This window comes from Pedobacter ghigonis (assembly GCF_903166585.1).
Classification (GTDB): domain Bacteria; phylum Bacteroidota; class Bacteroidia; order Sphingobacteriales; family Sphingobacteriaceae; genus Pedobacter; species Pedobacter ghigonis.
Map to the genome: position 1 here is coordinate 153,157 of NZ_CAESCM010000003.1, position 20,025 is coordinate 173,181.

Below are 20,025 nucleotides of genomic sequence, written 5' to 3' on the forward strand. Positions count from 1 at the left end.
AGGATTTAGCTGCCAAAACTAATGAATTTAAGGATAGGTTATCGTTCAAAATTTCGTCATTAAATCTGCAAGGGCATTGCTTATTGCAAATCATCATTAACTTTGGTTATAGAATTAGCAAGATGGCAGAAGATTTAACAATAACCCAGAGTACATCAAAAGAGGAGCAGTATCAATCCATTATCCCTCAAATAGAAGCTTTGCTGTATGGCGAAACTGATTTTGTGGCCAATATGGCTAATGTTGCCGCGGCATTAAAAGAACAGTTTAACTGGTTTTGGGTGGGTTTTTACCTGGTGAAACAAGATGAATTGGTTTTGGGGCCGTTTCAGGGACCGGTTGCCTGTACGCGCATAAAAAAGGGAAAAGGCGTTTGTGGTACTTCATGGGCAAAGGCCGAAACCATTATTGTGCCTGATGTAGAAGAGTTTCCGGGGCATATCGCCTGTGCTTCGGCGTCAAAATCTGAAATCGTTCTTCCTTTAATTGTAGCAGATGAGGTAATTGGAGTATTGGATGTAGATAGCGAGGTGTTGAATAAATTTGATGATACAGATCAGATTTATTTAGAGCAGGTTATCGTTATTTTGTTAAATAATTTATCGATATAATTTTTGAAACTGGAAACCGAATATTACCTGAATGAAGATGTGGTTGCGCTCGCAAAAGATCTGTTGGGTAAGGTATTGTACACGAAAGTTGAGGATCAGATTACCGCCGGCATAATTGTCGAAACGGAGGCCTATTTTGGTGTAAAAGATAAAGCATCGCATGCCTATGGTGGCCGCAGAACGAACCGTACCGAAACCATGTATGCAAATGGCGGAATAGCTTATGTATATCTTTGCTACGGCATGCATCACTTATTCAATATTGTCACATCTGTAGAAAACGAACCACATGCTGTGTTAATCAGAGGTATTGAACCACTGGTAGGTATTGATGTAATTGAAGCGCGCCGCAAAATGCCTTACACAAAGGGAGCAATAGCGGCCGGCCCGGGTTCTGCTGCTAAGGCATTGGGTATTGATAAAGGTTTTAATGCAAAACATTTGGGTGGCGACGAAATCTGGGTAGAAGATCACAATATCCGGTATAAGGAAGCTGAAATTGCGGCTTCACCAAGGGTTGGTATTGCCTATGCACAAGAGCATGCCTTATTGCCATGGCGCTTTTTTGTAAAAGGAAATAAATATGTAAGCAAGCCAAACAAAGTTTAACAATGTGGGTCTTTACTGAGATATTAAGCAATAATCGAAAGCAGGACTGGAAACATTACCTGCTTTTTTTGTAATATTGAGACGGTGAATTTCCTTATTAACGTGATACTATCTAATTAAAATAGCTGAAATGATTAATTATAACCCTAAAGATTGGTTTACTTTTATTTTTCATATCCATAAAGCCGATACCTTCCGAAAACTATGGCCTTTAATGTTAAGTGTAGCTGCATTTTCGGGTTTGGTTTCATTTCTGGAGCTAAATATCTTTAAGTTATCCAAAAGCGATTATGTGAGTAATATTGGTATGATGCACAGCTTGCTGGGTTTTGTAATCTCCATGCTGCTCGTGTTTAGAACCAATACTTCTTATGACAGGTGGTGGGATGGCAGGAAGCTGCTCGGTGGATTAACCAATGTAAGCCGCAATTTTGCCATGAAAATTAAAGCGCTTAAGCTGCCGGAAGAAGATTTAAAGTTTTTTGAATACGGCATTCCAAAGTATGCGTTTGCCTTAAAAGAGCATTTGAGGGAAAAAAAGTATTTTGGGAAAAACAGCTTTTTAATCGAGGTAGAAGAGCATAAACATATCCCTAACCAGATTGCTAGTAGCATGATTTCGAGACTCTATGAGCTTCTTGAAAGAGGTTTGATTTCGCAAGAGCAACTGATTGTGCTGACCAACGATGTAAACCAGTTTACTGATATTTGTGGCGGCTGCGAAAGGATCAAGAATACGCCTATTCCTTTTTCTTACAGCGTGTTCATTAAGAAGTTTATTTTTGTGTATGTGCTTACCATTCCAATTGGTTGGGTATTTAGTTTGGGTTATTATCTGGTGCTCATTGTTCCCTTTATTCTCTATGTATTAGCGAGTTTAGAGTTGATAGCTGAAGAAATAGAAGACCCATTTGGTCAGGATGCGAACGATTTGCCGGTTGATCAGATTTGCACCAATATAGAAAAACATGTAGAGGAGATTTTAAGCTAATGATTAAAATTGCCTGGCATCAATTATATGCGCATCCTTTACCGGAAGGGCACCGTTTTCCTATGCTAAAATATGAGTTGATACCCGGTCAGCTTTTGCATGAAGGTACCATATCGCAGGCCAATTTGTTTCATCCCGATTGTGTTGATGAAGCCACAGTTCGTTTAACTCATCAAACGGAATATTGGGAACAATTACGCGATTTAACCCTTTCGCCACGTGATCAGCGAAGAATTGGTTTTCCACTAAATGCGCAGCTATTGGAGCGCGAACTCCGTATTGTACAAGGCACAATAGATGGTGTGCATTATGCAAAAGCGCATGGCATAGCTTTTAACGTAGCTGGCGGAACGCATCATGCCGGTAGTAATTGGGGAGAAGGTTTTTGTTTGTTGAATGATCAGGCTGTTGCTGCTAACTATTTATTAAATAATAATTTAGCTAATCGTATATTAATTATTGATTTAGATGTGCATCAGGGAAATGGCACTGCAGAAATTTTCCAGAAACAACCCAAAGTTTTTACTTTTTCGATGCATGGCGATAAAAATTTCCCGTTCAGGAAAGAGCTGTCTGATTTGGATATAGCCCTGGAAGACGGTTTGGAAGATGAGGCTTATCTTACACTTTTACATATCAACCTAAAAAAGGCATTTGAAAGATCGAAGCCCGATTTCGTTTTTTACCTTTCGGGTGTTGATGTACTCTCTACCGACAAACTGGGCAAGCTGGCTCTAAGTAAAGCCGCCTGTAAAGAACGAGACAGGGTGGTGCTGCAGGCTTGCAAAGATAAAGGCTTGCCGCTGCAGGTGAGTATGGGTGGTGGTTACTCGGCAGATATTAAAGAAATTGTAGATGCACATTGCAATACCTATAGGCTGGCTTTCGATTTATTTACCTAGGCTGTTACGCCAAAACTATAATATCCTTATCTTCGCGCCGATATGTTGGAGATTATTTACGAGGATGAAAACCTGATTGCCATCAACAAACCACATGGCTTGTTGGTTCATCAATCGTCTATTGCGCGTGATGCCACCGAATTTGCCTTGCAACTGCTTAGGGATCAGGTGGGGAAGCATGTAAGTCCGGTACACCGGCTGGATAGAAAAACAAGCGGGATCTTATTGTTTGCTTTTGATAAGTCTTCTGAAATTGCTATGCATCAGCAGTTTATGAATGCAGAAACCGATAAAAAGTACCTCGCTATATTGCGCGGCTATACACCTAATGTGATGGATATAGACTACCCCTTAGCTAAGGAGAACGGAACCATGCAGGATGCCTTTACTTCTTTTAAAACACTGCAAAGGGCAGAAGTTGATGTTGCTTTTGGTAAACATCCTACATCAAGGTATTCGTTGGTTGAGGCAAGTCCTAAAACAGGCCGGATGCACCAGTTGAGGCGCCATTTCAGCCATATTCTACATCCCATTATTGGCGACAGGACACACGGCTGTAACAAACAGAATAAGTTTTTTAAAGAACAGTGGGATATGACCACCATGTTGCTGCACGCCTCTGAGCTTTCATTCATTCATCCGGTTAGCCAGAAACAAATACACCTTAAAGCTGGTTTACACGATGAATTTAAAAGGGTGATGGATTTTATGAAAATGAAACTCTAGCACAATTTTTGCCTTCAAAATCAGTTTATATAGCATCTATGATTAAATACTTACGTTTTTCCCTTCCGGTTTTAGCGCTTTTTGCAGCCAGTTGTTCTTCAGTTTATATGCCCAACGTTCCAAATACCCCAATGCTTAGTAAGCAGGGCGAGTTTAGCGGAGGCGGTCACATTTCTTTAAAAGGTAATGCCAGTATTAACGGTGCCTATGCGGTTTCCGATCACATTGGTTTGCTTTTTAGCGGATCTACCATGAACAGCGAGAGAAAGGCCAAAAATTTCGGACATAAACTGATTGAAATTGGTGGAGGTTATTTCGATACTTTTGGTCCGGATAATAACCGCATTATTGAAATCTATGGTGGTGTTGGAAAAGGCTGGAGTGATATTACTTTCCGTGATTTTAAGGATGATGTTTTAGTTAGCAGCGAATTACAGGAGGTAGATTACCGCAAAGCATTTTTGCAGGTTAATTACAGTTCTAAAAAGAAAAACAATCTGCATTTGTTCGGAAAGGATTTTCCAATCAATTACGGAACAGCGTTAAGGATTAGTCACGTAAAAATGGATAGGTTCTTTTTAAACGGAGTGGTTCAGCCAAAAGAAGATAATATTTTCTTTGAGCCTGTTTTCTTTACGCGTATGGCTTTAAGTAAAACTTTCCAGCTCCAATATACAACAAGTAGCAATATTGGCTTAAAGAGCCGTAAATACATGTCGGCGGGCAATTCTATTTTTACTATTGGAGTTGTGGTTAATGTGGGAGGGAAGTAGGTTGGTTTATTAGTTCATTTGTTAATGGTTCATTGGTCAATGGCTCATTAGTTCATTGGTTTTCAGGGAGCTAATTTTCAGATTCTATTCTTATAGTCTGTCATCCTGAGCCTGTCGAAGGACTGTATAATCAGGTTCATTAGTCATTAGTTCATTGCTTTTCAGGGAGCTAATTTTCAGATTCTATTCTTATAGTCTGTCATCCTGAGCCTGTCGAAGGACTGTGTAATCAAGTTCATTCGTCAATAGTTCATTGATTATTAGTATATGCAGCGTACATAACTTACTCACTGTAATTTGATTACTGGTTATTTAGCGCCTTCGTTTTATTCTGAAACCTTAAAAACAATAGGATAGAAGCCGTTAATAACCCAAAAGTTAATCCATACCAGATTCCGTTTACGCCCAGATTGAATTTAAAACCCAACAAATAGCCTACAGGGATTCCAACCACCCAATACGCCAGAAAGGTAATAAAAGTGGGTATATTAACATCGCCCAGACCGCGCAATACGCCCAGACCTACCACCTGTGTTCCGTCAAAAAGCTGAAAAAAGCCTGCAATAATCAGCAATTGAGCTGCAATGGCTACCACTGATAAATCTTCGGTATAAATAAAAGGCATAATGTTATGCGCCAATACAAAAATTACGGCTGTACAGGTCATAAACAGTAATATAACATGGTAACTGGCTATGGCTGATTTACGCAGATCATCAAAATTTTTCTTGCCCAAATTGGTGCCGGTTTTAATGGTAGCGGCAGAAGCTACACCACTGGCCATCATGTAAGTCATGGCCGCTAAGCTAATGGCTATCTGGTGTGCAGCCTGTTCAACTGCGCCGATGGTTCCAATTAATACTGCCGCGCCACTAAAAGCACTGATCTCGAAAGAATATTGCATGGCTACTGGCGCACCAATCTTAATAATTTTGAGGGCGCGAACCTTATCAATAAAAGTAGCTTTAAAATGAGTAAGGTATTTTTTAAAATGTTTTGACCTTAAAACATAAAAGCACATCACTGTAGCCATTAAAAGCCTGTCGATCAGTGTGCTCCAACCCACACCACTTACCCCCATAGGTTTGATGCCAAACATTCCCTTAACAAAAATGATTCCGAGGGTAATGTTTAAGGCATTGCCCCATATCGATACGAACATGGCCTGTTTGGTAAAGCCCAGGCCTTCTGCAAACTGTTTAAAGGTCTGGAATATCAACAAGGGAATTATGGATACGGAAAGCAGGCCCAGGTATGGCTTGGCATATTTTACAACAGCTGGTGTTTGATCGAGGTGATCGATAACCAATAATACGCCGAAATGTACCAGGCAATAAAGCACAACACCAACTAAAATATTAATGATTAAGCTGTTTGATAATAAGCGGCCGCATTCTTCGTAATTCTGACGGCCGTTTTCCTGCGCAATCAAGGGCGTTAAACCATAAGAAATACCCAGGCCAATCACAAGAATTAGAATGAAAATGCTGTTTACCAGCGACACGGCAGCGAGTTGAGTAGTGTCGGTAAAATGGCCTACAATAATACTATCTGCCATGTGCACCAGCGTATGCCCAACCTGTGAGCCTACAATTGGCAGGGCAAGATGGAGATTTTCTTTATAGTAGGGTTTATATTTTTGGTAAATTTTAGAAAACATAGGTAGGCAAAGGTCGGATTTTTAAACCTCAAAAAATAGGAGTGTAGAAAAGTTAATATACACCCTCCAGGTTATCGTCCTTTCGAGCGGAGTGCAACGCAGTCGAGAAATCTATCGAGCCAGATCTTTCAATTCCACTACGTTCCAGTCGAGATGACGTCCTTCTTATTTGAGTCAATCAAGAATAAAGGAGAATAATGTATTTGGGAAACCTACCGTACCGCTGTAAAATATTCCTCCCGTTCGGTCGTATGCGATTTGATTACATTTGTCAGGATCAAATTAACCAGTATTTTTTGGGCTTTGCGGTAAGAGCTGCGCATCAGTTTGCTAAACTCTTTAAGCGTTATTTTTTCGTTTTCTTCCAGATATTGAAGCAGTTTTTTTTCATTATCCGAATAAGAAATCAGCACACCTTTATCTTTGTAATCGTTTTTTAATACTTCTACAATAATTTTGCTGGCCAATACACTTTTATCGTCGATCCGGATATAGGCCCACCATTTGTTCTGTTCATCGAGGGCATAGTGAGGTTTAGTGTCACTTTCCGGAATGTTTACCACCAATACCAGTTTGTCGTCAACATAAATCTCTTCAAAATTGGGTTCAATTGCAGGTTTGCAAAACTGGTGTGCCGAAGTAAGGATCATGTATTTTTCTTCTTCTTCCGATTTCACACCTTTAATCGAACCATCATCGGCAACGCCAACCAGCAATTTACCACCTTTATTATTGGCAAAGGCCACAAGGCTTTTGGCAATTTTTCCGGTATTGTTAATGGTTTTTTTAAAATCGAGCATAACACCTTCGCCCTGCATAATTAAACTCTTGATACTCGGCATAATCTAAAAATTAATAGGCAACACGGGGAGTTTCGCCCTGGTGCAGGTTTCTTACATATACTTCATTCATTACAGTAGCACACAATTCGCCACTTTTGGTGGTAATTTCCATTGGATACGCTTTTACAAACTTTCCGGTGGTTCTTAACGCATGTGTAGCTTCAGCAAGCATTTCGTCGGTTATAGTGATGGTAAAATACAAAGCAGAGCGCCCGGGTTTTAAATATTGTATAGAAGCACTTTTAAGCCATACACGTACTTTAAATCCTTCGCGCTGCATTAACTGATCAAATAATAAAGCATAAAACGGATCGGTTGCTGCATAAATTGTACCACCAAAAATAGAGCCATTGTAGTTCTTATTCAGGAAACTCTTACTCAGTTTAACTGTGCAGCTTCTAAATTCATTTTCAAATTTCTGAACCCAAATGCGCTGAAAAAATAATGGAGGGTAAAAGCGCATTACCCATTTAAGGGTGTTTTGAGAAATAATCATACTTACTAATATCAGAAAGTTTTAGCACCTTTTAAAGTTTTGTGACGGTTGATTTGGTAATATTTGCGTAATTTAGGTTATGCATGTATACGACACCATTACCGCCGCTTTAAGCGATTTAGACAACAGGGGTTATAACCTGGATTTTAATTTAACTGCTGTTGGACTGGAATGCAAATCGATCAATTTGTTCCTGATGCCAGAGGAGTTCGAAATTGAAGAAGTGTATCGTTTTGAGGGGATGACCGATCCGGCCGATAGTTCAGTGGTGTATGCCATTTCATCAGCTACCGGAAATTTAAAAGGCGTTTTGGTAGATGGCTACGGGGTTTATGCCGAAAACGTTTCGCCCGAACTGCTGAATAAGCTGAAAATACACCACGAATAATTTACAACGGTTAAGTTTATGTATTGATAATCAATTCGATATCTTTAAATAGCGCTGTGGTTAGCGAAGAAAATTAAAACCAAATGATTATAAGGTTGTTAGAATTATAGATAACAATAAAAACTATGAAAAAAACAATCTTAAGTCTTGCTTTTGCTGGTTCTTTAATATTAGCCACCTCAGCATGCAATTCGTCTAAAAATATGGCTGGTTCTTCAGACAGTACGAAGACGGATTCTACCAAAGTGATGGATACCACTCAGAAAATGACCGACACTACCAAAAAATTACCTGATACCACAAAACAGATGCTTCATTAAGCACATAAAAGCCACACCTAGTTAAGTGTGGCTTTTATTTTAAAATCTATTTTAATTTATTTGTGTTAATGCGTACTTTCAGCGACTAAACCCAAATATTTAAATGGACCAGCAAGCCCAAACAAACAAACGTAATGTAATTTTCTTAGTCATTGTAGCCGCCCTGGGCTATTTCGTTGATATTTATGATCTTGTATTATTTTCTGTAGTTCGCTTAAAAAGCTTTACTGATATTGGTATTTCGGCCGAGCACATGCGTACCGAAGGAGAATATGTGCTTAACATGCAAATGTTTGGTTTATTGCTTGGCGGGTTATTATGGGGGATTATAGGCGATAAATTTGGCCGCATTAAGGTATTATTCGGATCTATATTAATGTATTCATTAGCCAATATAGCCAACGGTTTTGTTACTGATATACATGCTTACGCTATTGTCAGGTTTATTGCAGGTATTGGTTTAGCAGGAGAGCTTGGTGCAGGGATTACGCTGGTTACCGAAACCATGGATAAAGAAAAACGTGGTTACGGAACAATGGTTGTGGCCGGGATAGGCTTATTGGGTGCCGCTGCTGCTGCAACAATTGGAAAACATTTCGATTGGCAAACCTCATATTTTGTAGGTGGTGGCATGGGTATATTATTATTGTTTTTGCGGATAGGTACTTTCGAATCGGGGATGTTTAAAAATGCTGAGCAGGATAAAGCTGTGTCAAAAGGTAACTTTTTTATGCTATTCTCTGATCGCAAACGGTTCTTGAAATATCTGGCTTGCATTTGTTTGGGGCTTCCACTTTGGTTTATTGTAGGTATCCTGGTTACACAATCGCCCGAAATTGGTAAGGCTTTGGGCGCTAAAGATGTTTTGAATGCCGGCACAGGAATTATGTATACTTATTTTGGTATTGCCATTGGTGATGTAGTTTGCGGTGTACTGGCTCAGGTTTTAAGATCGCGCAGGAAAACTGTGCTTATTTTTCAGGGTTTATCAGTAATTACTGTTATAGTTTATCTTACCAGTACCGGTTTAACCGAAAGTAATTTTATACTCATTTGTTTGTTTATGGGCTTTGCCGTTGGATATTGGGCTACATTTGTTACTATCGCAGCCGAACAGTTTGGTACCAACATCCGCTCTACCGTAACTACTACCGCACCCAATTTTGTTCGTGGTGCATTAATTCCTATCACTTTCCTTTTTGAGTTTTTTGTACACCGTTATCACATCATTCCGGCAGCATTTATTGTAATGGGGGTTTTAACGGCAATTGCCATGATTTCTGTATTGTACTTAAAAGAAAGCTTTAGTAAAGATCTCGATTACCTGGAGGAATAATCAAAAGCAGGCTGGTCGAATCACAGTCAATGTCAATAAAATGTACTATCTAAACATAAATCAGTATAGCTATTTTAATAGCCTTAAATTTGTATGGAAATAGAAAGAGCCATCATGTTGAAAGAAGAAGTAGCAGCGCGTTATAAGCAAATACAAGATGAGATTTGCCGTGGATTGGAAATTGCCGATGGCAAGGGGAAGTTTGAAGAAGAGCTTTGGGAGCGAAACGGTGGGGGAGGCGGACGTACCCGGATTATGCAAAACGGTGCGATTATCGAAAAAGGTGGTGTGAATTTTTCGGCTGTACACGGCAAATTACCCGAAGCCGTTAAAAAAGCTTTTAATGTAACCGAAGATGACTTTTTTGCAACAGGTGTTTCTATTGTAATCCACCCGAACCATCCGCTGGTACCGATTATTCACATGAATATCCGTTATTTCGAACTTAATGAAAACACACGCTGGTTTGGTGGCGGAATTGATTTAACACCACATTATGTTTTTGAGAATGATGCCAGGTTTTTTCACCATAAATTAAAAAATGCCTGCGATGAGTTCAGCACAGATTTTTACCCGAAATTTAAAACGCATGCCGATGATTATTTCTTTATTAAACACCGCGAAGAAACCCGTGGTATTGGCGGCATTTTTTATGATCGGTTAAAACCAGAAAATACCAATTTAAGCTGGGAACAGATTTTAGATTTCTCTATCAATGTTGGCGAAACTTTTCTGCCAATTTACACTGAGTTGATTGACCGTAACCGCGATAAAGAATTTACTGAGCAACAAAAAGAATGGCAGTATCAGCGCCGGAGCCGTTATGTAGAATTTAACCTGGTTTACGATTCTGGAACTAAATTCGGACTGGAAACCAATGGCCGTATCGAATCAATTTTAATGAGCTTACCGCCACAGGCCAATTGGGGCTATAATGTACAGCCAGCTGTTGGTACTGAAGAATATGAAACTGTGCAATTGCTTAAAAAAGGCATAAACTGGGTGTAGGTTTTAAGCGATACAATCGCTTTTCTCGTCCATCCACGATACAAACGTGGACGATTATGAATCGTCATGCTGATCCGATAGATATCGGATTTATTTCAGCATCTCTATGGGTTATTCGCGATAATTAAAACAGCCTTAAATCTGGTACAACTTCATGATAGCCAGCTTTGAGTTTACCAGTTCTGAAATCGTTGACAATGTTATGCGCCAATCGTGTTGGCTCCGGAATCCGGTAGTTTCCAATACAATTTTTAATTACTTCGAGGCTTTGTTCCTGCGTAATTAAATGCCCGGCCGATATGTAAACCGGCGCACAATTATTTTTGGTACGGAGTGAAAAACCAAGTGTTTCGCTATGGCTTTTAATTGTTGTTGTGCTAAATTTATTGGGTTCAGGCACATGATTTTCGCCATACAACAGACTTTTGGCACAACCAATTGTCGACTGATTGGTCAAAATACCGAAATGAGATGCAACACCCATGCGCCTCGGGTGTAATATGCCATTGCCATCCAGTACCACAATGTCTGGTTTATTTTCAATCAGCTCCCAAACCTTTAATAATGCCGGAACTTCTTTAAAGCCTAAAAAGCCGGGCTTGTACGGAAAATTGGTTTCGAAAGTGGCTAGCGCACAAGATTTTAAAACCATAGCCGGATATTCGAGCAATACAATTGTAGCGTACATAGTCGTGCTGTTTTTGTTGAACGAAATATCAGCACCTGCAATGGTTTTAATTTTATCTACCTGCTCAAATTTTAATTGTTTGGCGAGCTCAATCTGGTAAGCTGTAGCGTCCTGAAAGCTATAATGGTCGTACATATTTGAAGTACAAGTTTGGAGATAAATTGTTTTTATCAATCATGTTCCAACAGTAAATATACTTAAATGCTAAGTAAAAATACGCAGCAAAATAAGGGTGATATTACGCTGTTTTAATATAGCTGTTTGCTGGATATTTGTTTGACAACCTTAAGGAATAATCAGTACAAAACGCTCTTTTATTCTTTATAATCGGATTGAGCCTTGAGTTGTAGGGAAACCGAAACCCTTGTAAAAAAGAGGATTATCTATAAAACAAAAAAAAATGGGATTTTATTCAACTGAACCGGTAAATCCGGCCAAAACAACAGTAACTTATCTGTGGACAGGATTACGTACCCCTGGGATTTTTATTGTAGAAGTTCAAGGCGATGCACCAAATTATTCTTACGGCTTTACCTTAACACGTGATCCGCAGTTTGTTGGTGGACTTAAAATTAATTCTATGGGCTGGACAGGACCTTTAGCAAGTGGTACAGCGCCATATATATCGAGAGGTTCATTTCCTGGGCATTTCCAAAATCAAATTGTAATATCAGGATCAAACGGAGATTTTTTAATCCCTGTAAAAGAAGTTCCACACGACCAGGTTGATAGTTATATCAAATCTCAGGCTGAAGAAGCTGTTGGTGTGTAATTAAATAAATTTAAACGATATTCCCATTTGATGCATAATATCAAATGGGATTTTTTTGTCAAAAGGGAAGAGGGGGAATTCCTATCAGATAGTCGTAACAAAAATCCGCATACTAAAGTCCTTTTATTTAGCTAAATTGGTTCGGAAAACAAATAAATAGCGGTAAACAATTTAAAATGGTTTTAGTCCAAATTTTAATGCTCACTTCATTCTATGCCATTGCTAAAATTATCGGTGTCGTATTCATCTATTTTTTTACCCGACAATTAAACCGAAGTTTTAAGCGCGAGCATGGCGTTATAGCATATTCAGCGCCAGAGGAAATTCAGGAAAGTGTGGATGAAATAGAGAAAATAGTTGCAATTGATTTTATAGCAAATTCGGGTGAAATTGCACTCGTTAAAAAGGTGGATAATCACAGCCTATTTATAGAAATTGTTGATGCCGACCTTAATCACAAAGAAACCATTAGTTTAGCCGATGAAATTTTCAATACTCATAAATTCAATAAGTTTCAATGTTTACCAGATCGTCATTTCTATTTTAATATATCTAATTTTCAGGCAGAAAGATGGAATAAATGGCACTTGAAGATCGATTTTTCTGGAAATACAATACAGAAAGTTATTGATGATCTGGAGGAGAAATACAAATATTCACACGATAGAAATTTAGTTTTTTTTGATATTAGAAAGTTCAAGGAAATTAATCTGATAAATTTCTTTGACGATTTTTTTGAAGAAGACAGTTTTGATTATAACCGAAGCATGGGTGATCCGATAGATCTGTTTTACTCTTCAGATTACAAGCGCCTGAGCCTTTGTTATTTTTTTAAGGATGAAGAAGAACCACGCGGAAATTTTTCTGTTTTTAATATAGAAGATTATGAAAATCCGAAATTAATATCTTCTTTGAAAATCGATAGTTATGGCAATGATATTAAATTCAGTAATGATCATACTAGAATTGTATATTGGCGTTGGGAATGCCAGGATAAAAAAGGATTTGTAATTCAATATGTAATTCTAAAGCTTGAAGAATTTTCCATTACGCTGGAAAAAAGGATTAATATCAAATATGGCCATAATGTTTTCGGTCATATTTATTTCTTAATCAACCAAAGCATTGTTAAAGTGGATTACAACAAATTCAGGATTCGCCATATTGAAACGAATGAAAATAAAATTATTCCACGTGATGAGCATTCGCCTTATTGTTCAAACGAAAACACCTTGGTTTACCTGAATAATTATCAGTTAGAAAAATTAAGTTTTTCTTAAGTAAAACGGAGGCTACAGGGATAATATCTAAGATTATTGATTTGTCCTATAATTAATATTATGTTAAGTTACACTTTAGCAACACTTACCTACTCGCTATAATCAGGTCAAAATATCACAGAATAAATTAATGAATCAGTGCGCTATCTTGATGGAATTATAATTCCTGAAGTTTACGGCTAAGCTCCTGAACTTTGTCTGTAGCTTTTTTACGGGTGTAAATGTCAAGCAGCAGCTGAACAGTTTTTTTATCGTTCGGATTGATTTCGTTGGCGCGCTGTAAAGCAAATTGTGCGCGATTAATTAAACCATTGTATTTACTGGCTTTATCGGCATCATTCTTTTTAAGCGTTTCGTTAGCAGTATTGATGTACGCGATGCTGAGTTGGTACAAAGCGTCAAAATAATTCTGATCGGTTGCCAAAGCTTTATCGTAAGCTAAAATTGCGGTAGAATTGTTTCCGCCAACTTGCTGCAGGTAACCGTAAAGAAAATAAAGCAACTTACTACCCTTTTCAACCTGTAAGTTTTTTTCAATCAGCGAAGTGGCTTTACTGTAATTTTCGGTATCGAGTAAAAGATTAATGTAATCGTTGGTTAAGAAACGGTTAAACGGATTTAGTACCAGTCCTTCTTCCAGCGTTCTGATTGCAGTTTCATAATCAGATTTCACTACATACATTTGCGCCATTTTTTGGTAAACCGATGGATTTTTAATGCCGTTTTCTTTGGCACGTTTAAAATAATTTAAAGACTCCTCATACGATTGAATGTTTAAAGCGCAAATGGCCGTATTTAATGCCAATGTAGTATCGGCAGGAAACTTATTGCTCACTTCCTTTAAATCGGCAAAGGCTTCCTTGAATTCATTATTGAAAAAAGCTTCGTTGCCTTTATCCTGCTTTTTGATCAGGATATTGTGGTCGGATGCTTTAATCAGTCCGGAATTATCGTTGTACCTATCCAGTGATTTGGCTTTGGCCACCGCCTCTACCGCTGTATCATAATATTTGTTCGAATTGCCCTGATCGGTATCAATTATAGCGGCAAAGGAAGTTAAGTAAGATTTAATTGACCAGGTTTCGGTCCAGTTTTTGGTTTTACTGTCTTTCTCGGCCGATTCAATTGATTTTAAACCATCGGTAATGATTGCCAGTTGTTTCTTTTGGTCTTCTTTATTGGCAATTGAAGCCTGCAATTTACCAACCGAATTTCTTGCGATCAGGATTTGGCTTTTTTGAGCTGCAGCGTTAAAAGAGACTAAAGTTAAAGCGATCAATGATATTTTAAAGCAATTCTGCATAGGATAAAGAAATGAGTAAAACTATAATAAACCATAAAAATAGACATAAAAAAAAGAGCCCCGAAATTTCAGGGCTCTTTTTTTAAAACGTTAACTAAATTATTGTTTAGGCAAAGCGTCTAAACGTTTTTTAATTTCGTCATAGTTTTTTGTGTCGTTTCTGAAAGCGTAAATGGTTTTCAACGTTTCTAATGCACCTGCATTTTTGCTGTCAACCTCTAGTGCTTTTTTGTAAAAAGGAAGTGATTTATCTAACAAAGCGTTCATTTTAGCGGTTACTTCGTTAAATTCTTTTACTTTTTTCTGGTCGATTTTATTTCTCTCTCCCTGTAATTTTAAAGCCTGGCTGAAATAAATGTTTCCTAATAAAACCTGATAATTTGCATTATTTGGTTCTTTAGTAGCCAAAGCCACTAACATTTGCTCCGATTTTGCAGCATCACCCCTATCAATATAAATTTGGGTTTCAGTTTTGATCCATTCTGTGTTTTCAGGAAATTTTGCAGTTGCTTCTTTAATTACAGCTAAAGCAGCAGTGGTATCTTTCTGTTTGGCTAAAATGGTGCTGATAATTTCATTATACAAATCTTTAGATTGTGGCGCATTAAAAGCGATTACTTTTTTAAACTGGGTAATCATGCCCGGATAATCTTCAATCGTTCTTGCTGCAATACCAGCATTTAAATACATTGAAGTATCTTGTGGGTTAATTTCAGTTGCCTGAACAAATTTCTGGTAAGCTGTTTTAAAATCTTTTTTGTTGTAAGCAATCACACCACCGTTTCTAACTGCATTAATTACGTTGGTTTCAGCCAGATTGATATTATCTTTCTCTGCACCTTTAGTATCCAGTTTTTTAGCTTCAACAATTGCTTCTCTTGCAATTTTTAAGTTTGCATCGGCATTTGCTGTGCTCACAGAATCTAAAATTGCTGCTGAAGATGCGAAAAGCGCACGGTATGACCATGCTTCAGGCATTACTTTAGATTTTTCATCGGCAATGGCTTTGTCGGTGTGGGCCAGGCCTTTAGCTAAAGCTTCTAGTTTTTTTGCTAATGGAGTTGAAGCATTTGACGAGGTTAGCTGGAATAAGCCCCAATCGTTTCTTGCTGCTGAAACTTCGCTTTTCTGAGCAAAAGCAGCGCTCACTGCACCTGCCAGAAATATACTTAGAAATACTCTTTTCATAATTTTTATTCTAATCTTAATTTTAGTTTAATTTTCTTCCGTTTCGTTATCTGAATCATCATCTTCGTCAGCATCATCAGCTTCTGGTGTAGTATCGGCTTCTAATTCTTCTCCATCAACTACAATACTTTCTAAATCAACTGTTTCTTCTTCATCTTCCTCGTGGTCGATTTTGGTTACCGATGCAATTTCATCGTCGCCTTTTAGTGAGATTAAGCGTACCCCTTGTGTTGCGCGTCCCATAACCCTTAAAGCTGATACCGGAATCCGGATAACAATGCCTGAACGGTTAATGATCATCAAATCTTCGCTATCAGTAACGTCTTTAATCGAAACTAATTGCCCGGTTTTTTCGGTAACGTTAATGGTTTTTACTCCTTTACCGCCACGGTTGGTTACACGGTAATCTTCGATATCGGTACGTTTTCCGTAACCTTTCTCTGATACTACCAACACAGTAACTTCAGGATTGTTTACAGCAATCATGCCAACTACTTCATCCTGGTCGTGCGCCAGCCTTACACCACGTACTCCGGTCGCGGTTCTACCCATCGGACGAACAGTTGATTCGTTGAAACGGATGGCTCTGCCAGAGCGTAAGGCCATTACCACTTCACTGTTGCCATTCGTTAAACAAGCTTCTAACAATACATCGCCTTCGTTAATGTTAATGGCGTTGATACCGTTAACACGCGGACGTGAATAAGCCTCAAGAGAAGTTTTCTTAATAGTACCTTTTTTGGTACACATGATAATAAAGTTGTTCTCTAAATACTCCTGGTCTTTCAGGTTTTTAACCTTGATGTACGCCTTGATTTTCTCTTCTTTCGGAATATTGATGATATTCTGGATTGCCCTTCCCTTGCTGGTACGCGAACCTTCCGGAATTTCGTAAACCCTTAACCAGAAACATCTTCCAGCTTCGGTGAAGAATAGCATATAGTTGTGGTTTGTGGCCACCAACATGTGTTCGATAAAGTCTTCGTTACGTGAGGTACTACCTTTTGAGCCCTTTCCGCCTCTGCCCTGCGCTTTAAATTCGGTTGCTGGCGTACGTTTAACGTAACCTTCGTGAGAAATGGTAATTACGACCTCTTCATCGTCGATGAAATCTTCCATGCTCATATCTTCTGCAGAGTGAACAATGGTGGTTTTACGGGCATCGCCGAATTTCTGTTTTACTTCTTCCAACTCATCCTTAATGATTTTCATCCTTAAGCCTTCGTCAGCTAAAACAGATTTCAAGTACTCGATGGTTTTCATCAGCTCAGCATATTCTTCTTTAATCTTATCACGTTCTAGTCCTGTTAAACGACGTAAAGTCATATCGAGGATTGCACGTGCCTGAAGGTCGCTCAAACCGAATTTCTCCATCAAGCCTACACGGGCATCTTCAGGAGTTTCAGAGGCACGGATTAATTTAATTACTTCGTCTAAGTGATCTAAAGCAATTAAATAACCTTCTAAAATGTGTGCACGTTTTTCGGCTTCGGCTAATTCAAATTTGGTACGGCGAACAACAACATCATGACGGTGGTCTACGAAATGCACAATTAAATCTTTCAGATTTAGCATTTGCGGACGGCCTTTTACCAATGCAATGTTATTTACACTAAAAGATGTTTGTAACGCAGTATACTTATATAAGTTATTTAATACGATAGAGGCATTGGCATCGCGTTTAATTTCGTACACGATACGGATACCATCTTTGTTCGATTCGTCTTTGATGTTCGAAATACCTTCCAGTTTTTTCTCGCCAACCAATTCAGCAGTACGCTCAATCATTTGTGCTTTATTTACCTGATAAGGGATTTCGGTAACAATAATTACCTCGCGATCTTTTATGTTTTCGATTTCGGCTTTGGCACGCATTACAATACGTCCACGACCAGTTTCAAAAGCTTCTTTTACGCCGGTATAACCATAAATGATACCACCGGTAGGAAAATCTGGAGCTTTTACAAACTTCATTAATTCTTCTACAGTGATTTCGCGGTTGTCGATATAGTTGATTACGCCATCAATAGCCTCAGTTAAGTTATGCGGCGCCATGTTGGTGGCCATACCTACTGCAATACCACTCGATCCGTTAACTAAAAGGTTCGGGATTTTTGAAGGTAGAACCGTTGGTTCCTGCTCGGTATCATCGAAGTTTAACTGAAAATCTACTGTATCCTTATTAATATCAGCAACCATTTCTTCAGCCAGTTTACTAAATCTGGCCTCGGTATAACGCATTGCAGCCGGCGAGTCACCATCAATGTGGCCAAAGTTTCCTTGTCCATCTACCATTGGATAGCGTAAACTCCAATCCTGAGCCATACGAACCATAGTGAAATAAACAGATGCATCACCATGCGGGTGGTATTTACCTAAAACCTCACCCACGATACGGGCAGATTTTTTATAAGGCTTACCGCTGGTTACGCCCAGGCCCAACATACCGTATAAAACACGGCGGTGTACTGGTTTTAATCCATCGCGTACATCAGGCAAAGCCCTCGATACGATTACCGACATTGAATAATCAATGTAGGCCGATTTCATCTGCTCTTCTATATTAATTGGAATGATTTTGTCGTTCTGCTGATTCTCTAAATCTTCTGCCATAAATTATTATTCTCGTTACTTAAAAACGATGTTTAAAAAAGGTATTGTTATAACCTTGCGAATTTAACAAAATTATGCCGAAATAAGGCATTGTGGAAAAGTTTTGAGCTTTGATTAGGCTTTTGAATCTCCCGGCTGTTTTTAATTCGCTGTAGGCTAGTTTAAACGTTTTTGGATAAACCTATCCGGTTTTTAAAACCTGCTGGGTTTTATGCGGTTTGTAGAGAACTAAAATTGAGTTTATGGGGTAATTCTGATACTTTTGCGCTTCAACCTTCTATACTATGGCAAACGAAAAAAAATCGGCAATGGGTTTTATTATGGTTACCCTCCTGATAGATTTTACAGGTTTTGGGATCATTATTCCGGTTTTACCAAAGCTGATACAGGATTTTACAGGTGGTGGCTTTGGTTTGGCAGCAGAATATGGTGGTTGGCTAACACTCGCTTACGCCTCAGTACAGTTTATATCTTCGCCTATTATTGGTGCGCTTAGTGATCGCTATGGCCGCAGGCCGGTTTTATTAAGCTCTTTGTTTGGTCTGGGTATTGATTATATTTTCCTGGCTTTTGCGCCTTCTATGATCTGGTTATTTGTAGGACGGATTATAGCGGGGATCACCGGCGCAAGTTTTACTACGGCACAAGCATATATTGCAGATATTTCGGCACCTGAGAAAAGAGCCCAGAATTTTGGTTTGGTGGGTGCAGCTTTTGGTGTAGGTTTTATCTTAGGGCCTGTGTTGGGAGGTGCCTTTAGTCATTTTGGTACCCGTGTTCCTTTTATGGTGGCCGCGGGTTTATCGCTAATTAACTGGCTTTATGGTTATTTTATTTTACCTGAATCGTTACCGGTAGAAAAACGCCGTGCTTTTGAATGGAAAAGAGCCAACCCGATAGGTTCGTTGCGCAGCATTGGTAAGTATCCGGCCTTGATGGGTTTAATGGCTACTTTATTTTTATTGTATTTCTCCAGTCATTCGGTACAATCTAACTGGACTTTCTATACCATGGAGAAATTTAACTGGGATGCTTCTTGGGTAGGTTATTCGCTTGGTTTTGTGGGCTTGGTAATTGGTGTGGTTCAAGGTGGCTTAATCCGGGTTATTTTACCAAAAATTGGCGAAAAGAAAGCGGTTTATTTTGGTTTGATGTTATATGTAATCGGTTTTGTAGCTTTTGCTTTTGCAACAAAAGGCTGGATGATGTTTGCCTTTATGTTACCTTATGGTTTAGCCGGAATTGGTGGGCCAGCGATGCAAGGTTTAATTTCTAACCAGATCCCTGCAAATGCACAAGGCGAAATGCAGGGCGTTTTAACCGGTTTGCAGAGTTTGGCTGCAATATTTGCGCCCTGGGTAATGACACACATTTTCGCTTATTTTATTGAGGGGCAAGCGCCGGTGTATTTTCCAGGAGCACCGTTTATTCTGAGTGCTGTTTTAACTTTGGTTGGGTTGTTTATTGCACTTCGGTCGTTGAAGAAATACCACTAGTACAATTTTATTTATTTCCCGCG

Annotated in this window: 20 protein-coding genes; 13 read left to right on the forward strand and 7 right to left on the reverse strand. The window is 38.8% G+C overall.

Going from position 1 to position 20,025, the window contains the following annotated elements; genetic code table 11:
• Positions 1 to 122 precede the first annotated feature (122 nt).
• The 6 genes from HWV58_RS06230 to HWV58_RS06255 all read left to right on the forward strand — a co-directional run bounded on the left by HWV58_RS06230 (position 123) and on the right by HWV58_RS06255 (position 4,612).
• The gene (locus HWV58_RS06230; protein ID WP_175633263.1) at positions 123 to 611 is read left to right on the forward strand and encodes a GAF domain-containing protein; all 489 of its coding nucleotides are present in this window, start codon (positions 123 to 125) and stop codon (positions 609 to 611) included.
• Positions 612 to 614: 3 nt separating this feature from the next.
• A complete protein-coding gene (locus HWV58_RS06235) occupies positions 615 to 1,220 on the forward strand; it encodes a DNA-3-methyladenine glycosylase (RefSeq protein ID WP_175633264.1) in 606 nt (201 codons plus the stop codon).
• Positions 1,221 to 1,350: 130 nt separating this feature from the next.
• On the forward strand, positions 1,351 to 2,211 hold the full coding sequence (locus HWV58_RS06240; RefSeq protein WP_175633265.1) for a bestrophin family protein: 861 nt from the start codon (positions 1,351 to 1,353) through the stop codon (positions 2,209 to 2,211).
• Positions 2,211 to 3,113, forward strand: a complete 903-nt coding sequence (locus tag HWV58_RS06245) for a histone deacetylase family protein (RefSeq protein ID WP_175633266.1) — start codon at positions 2,211 to 2,213, stop codon at positions 3,111 to 3,113. The genes HWV58_RS06240 and HWV58_RS06245 overlap by 1 nt, the downstream gene beginning before the upstream one ends.
• Before the next feature lie 42 nt (positions 3,114 to 3,155).
• Positions 3,156 to 3,839 (forward strand): pseudouridine synthase, encoded by a 684-nt coding sequence (locus HWV58_RS06250; protein WP_175633267.1) that lies wholly within the window; start codon positions 3,156 to 3,158, stop codon positions 3,837 to 3,839.
• Positions 3,840 to 3,877: 38 nt separating this feature from the next.
• Positions 3,878 to 4,612, forward strand: coding sequence for a hypothetical protein (locus tag HWV58_RS06255; RefSeq protein ID WP_175633268.1), 735 nt, complete (start codon positions 3,878 to 3,880; stop codon positions 4,610 to 4,612).
• A gap of 301 nt (positions 4,613 to 4,913) precedes the next feature.
• On the opposite strand, the gene HWV58_RS06260 is transcribed toward HWV58_RS06255, so the two are convergent.
• The 3 genes from HWV58_RS06260 to HWV58_RS06270 all read right to left on the reverse strand — a co-directional run bounded on the left by HWV58_RS06260 (position 4,914) and on the right by HWV58_RS06270 (position 7,610).
• Positions 4,914 to 6,272, reverse strand: a complete 1,359-nt coding sequence (locus HWV58_RS06260; protein WP_175633269.1) for an MATE family efflux transporter — start codon at positions 6,270 to 6,272, stop codon at positions 4,914 to 4,916.
• A 212-nt stretch (positions 6,273 to 6,484) separates the two neighbouring features.
• A complete protein-coding gene (locus HWV58_RS06265) occupies positions 6,485 to 7,114 on the reverse strand; it encodes an AlbA family DNA-binding domain-containing protein (protein WP_175633270.1) in 630 nt (209 codons plus the stop codon).
• A 10-nt stretch (positions 7,115 to 7,124) separates the two neighbouring features.
• On the reverse strand, positions 7,125 to 7,610 hold the full coding sequence (locus tag HWV58_RS06270) for a PaaI family thioesterase (RefSeq protein ID WP_175633271.1): 486 nt from the start codon (positions 7,608 to 7,610) through the stop codon (positions 7,125 to 7,127).
• 79 nt (positions 7,611 to 7,689) lie between these two features.
• Between HWV58_RS06270 and HWV58_RS06275 the strand changes: the two genes are divergently transcribed.
• From HWV58_RS06275 to hemF, 4 genes are all read left to right on the forward strand, one after another.
• On the forward strand, positions 7,690 to 7,998 hold the full coding sequence (locus HWV58_RS06275; protein ID WP_175633272.1) for a phosphoribosylpyrophosphate synthetase: 309 nt from the start codon (positions 7,690 to 7,692) through the stop codon (positions 7,996 to 7,998).
• Between the two features lie 125 nt (positions 7,999 to 8,123).
• On the forward strand, positions 8,124 to 8,318 hold the full coding sequence (locus HWV58_RS06280; RefSeq protein ID WP_175633273.1) for a coproporphyrinogen III oxidase: 195 nt from the start codon (positions 8,124 to 8,126) through the stop codon (positions 8,316 to 8,318).
• A gap of 103 nt (positions 8,319 to 8,421) precedes the next feature.
• On the forward strand, positions 8,422 to 9,654 hold the full coding sequence (locus HWV58_RS06285) for an MFS transporter (RefSeq protein WP_175633274.1): 1,233 nt from the start codon (positions 8,422 to 8,424) through the stop codon (positions 9,652 to 9,654).
• A gap of 93 nt (positions 9,655 to 9,747) precedes the next feature.
• Complete coding sequence (gene hemF / locus HWV58_RS06290; RefSeq protein ID WP_394354232.1) at positions 9,748 to 10,662, forward strand: oxygen-dependent coproporphyrinogen oxidase; 915 nt, start codon at positions 9,748 to 9,750, stop codon at positions 10,660 to 10,662.
• Between the two features lie 124 nt (positions 10,663 to 10,786).
• Here the strand turns inward: hemF and HWV58_RS06295 are convergent, their stop codons facing one another.
• Positions 10,787 to 11,485 carry an endonuclease V gene (locus tag HWV58_RS06295; RefSeq protein ID WP_175633275.1) on the reverse strand — a complete coding sequence of 233 codons (699 nt, stop codon included), beginning with the start codon at positions 11,483 to 11,485 and terminating at the stop codon, positions 10,787 to 10,789.
• A gap of 265 nt (positions 11,486 to 11,750) precedes the next feature.
• Between HWV58_RS06295 and HWV58_RS06300 the strand changes: the two genes are divergently transcribed.
• Both HWV58_RS06300 and HWV58_RS06305 read left to right on the forward strand, forming a co-directional pair.
• Complete coding sequence (locus tag HWV58_RS06300) at positions 11,751 to 12,122, forward strand: hypothetical protein (RefSeq protein WP_175633276.1); 372 nt, start codon at positions 11,751 to 11,753, stop codon at positions 12,120 to 12,122.
• A gap of 176 nt (positions 12,123 to 12,298) precedes the next feature.
• The gene (locus HWV58_RS06305; RefSeq protein ID WP_175633277.1) at positions 12,299 to 13,402 is read left to right on the forward strand and encodes a hypothetical protein; all 1,104 of its coding nucleotides are present in this window, start codon (positions 12,299 to 12,301) and stop codon (positions 13,400 to 13,402) included.
• A gap of 157 nt (positions 13,403 to 13,559) precedes the next feature.
• On the opposite strand, the gene HWV58_RS06310 is transcribed toward HWV58_RS06305, so the two are convergent.
• From HWV58_RS06310 to gyrA, 3 genes are all read right to left on the reverse strand, one after another.
• Positions 13,560 to 14,705 carry a tetratricopeptide repeat protein gene (locus HWV58_RS06310; protein WP_175633278.1) on the reverse strand — a complete coding sequence of 382 codons (1,146 nt, stop codon included), beginning with the start codon at positions 14,703 to 14,705 and terminating at the stop codon, positions 13,560 to 13,562.
• Positions 14,706 to 14,804: 99 nt separating this feature from the next.
• Entirely contained in the window at positions 14,805 to 15,893 is a 1,089-nt protein-coding gene (locus HWV58_RS06315) for a tetratricopeptide repeat protein (protein ID WP_175633279.1), read from the reverse strand.
• Positions 15,894 to 15,920: 27 nt separating this feature from the next.
• On the reverse strand, positions 15,921 to 18,506 hold the full coding sequence (gyrA, locus tag HWV58_RS06320) for a DNA gyrase subunit A (protein WP_175633280.1): 2,586 nt from the start codon (positions 18,504 to 18,506) through the stop codon (positions 15,921 to 15,923).
• A 284-nt stretch (positions 18,507 to 18,790) separates the two neighbouring features.
• Between gyrA and HWV58_RS06325 the strand changes: the two genes are divergently transcribed.
• Positions 18,791 to 20,002: a TCR/Tet family MFS transporter gene (locus HWV58_RS06325; RefSeq protein ID WP_175633281.1), complete on the forward strand. Its 1,212-nt coding sequence runs from the start codon at positions 18,791 to 18,793 to the stop codon at positions 20,000 to 20,002.
• Positions 20,003 to 20,025 lie beyond the last annotated feature (23 nt).

Coding starts and splice junctions, on each gene's coding strand:
- gyrA (WP_175633280.1), bottom strand. CDS start 18,506: ATGGCAGAAGATTTAGAGAATCAGCAGAACGACAAAATCATTCCAATT.
- HWV58_RS06325 (WP_175633281.1), top strand. CDS start 18,791: ATGGCAAACGAAAAAAAATCGGCAATGGGTTTTATTATGGTTACCCTC.
- HWV58_RS06295 (WP_175633275.1), bottom strand. CDS start 11,485: ATGTACGACCATTATAGCTTTCAGGACGCTACAGCTTACCAGATTGAG.
- HWV58_RS06265 (WP_175633270.1), bottom strand. CDS start 7,114: ATGCCGAGTATCAAGAGTTTAATTATGCAGGGCGAAGGTGTTATGCTC.
- HWV58_RS06305 (WP_175633277.1), top strand. CDS start 12,299: ATGGTTTTAGTCCAAATTTTAATGCTCACTTCATTCTATGCCATTGCT.
- HWV58_RS06250 (WP_175633267.1), top strand. CDS start 3,156: ATGTTGGAGATTATTTACGAGGATGAAAACCTGATTGCCATCAACAAA.
- HWV58_RS06285 (WP_175633274.1), top strand. CDS start 8,422: ATGGACCAGCAAGCCCAAACAAACAAACGTAATGTAATTTTCTTAGTC.
- HWV58_RS06255 (WP_175633268.1), top strand. CDS start 3,878: ATGATTAAATACTTACGTTTTTCCCTTCCGGTTTTAGCGCTTTTTGCA.
- HWV58_RS06270 (WP_175633271.1), bottom strand. CDS start 7,610: ATGATTATTTCTCAAAACACCCTTAAATGGGTAATGCGCTTTTACCCT.
- HWV58_RS06300 (WP_175633276.1), top strand. CDS start 11,751: ATGGGATTTTATTCAACTGAACCGGTAAATCCGGCCAAAACAACAGTA.
- HWV58_RS06310 (WP_175633278.1), bottom strand. CDS start 14,705: ATGCAGAATTGCTTTAAAATATCATTGATCGCTTTAACTTTAGTCTCT.
- hemF (WP_394354232.1), top strand. CDS start 9,748: ATGGAAATAGAAAGAGCCATCATGTTGAAAGAAGAAGTAGCAGCGCGT.
- HWV58_RS06275 (WP_175633272.1), top strand. CDS start 7,690: ATGCATGTATACGACACCATTACCGCCGCTTTAAGCGATTTAGACAAC.
- HWV58_RS06245 (WP_175633266.1), top strand. CDS start 2,211: ATGATTAAAATTGCCTGGCATCAATTATATGCGCATCCTTTACCGGAA.
- HWV58_RS06280 (WP_175633273.1), top strand. CDS start 8,124: ATGAAAAAAACAATCTTAAGTCTTGCTTTTGCTGGTTCTTTAATATTA.
- HWV58_RS06260 (WP_175633269.1), bottom strand. CDS start 6,272: ATGTTTTCTAAAATTTACCAAAAATATAAACCCTACTATAAAGAAAAT.
- HWV58_RS06230 (WP_175633263.1), top strand. CDS start 123: ATGGCAGAAGATTTAACAATAACCCAGAGTACATCAAAAGAGGAGCAG.
- HWV58_RS06315 (WP_175633279.1), bottom strand. CDS start 15,893: ATGAAAAGAGTATTTCTAAGTATATTTCTGGCAGGTGCAGTGAGCGCT.
- HWV58_RS06240 (WP_175633265.1), top strand. CDS start 1,351: ATGATTAATTATAACCCTAAAGATTGGTTTACTTTTATTTTTCATATC.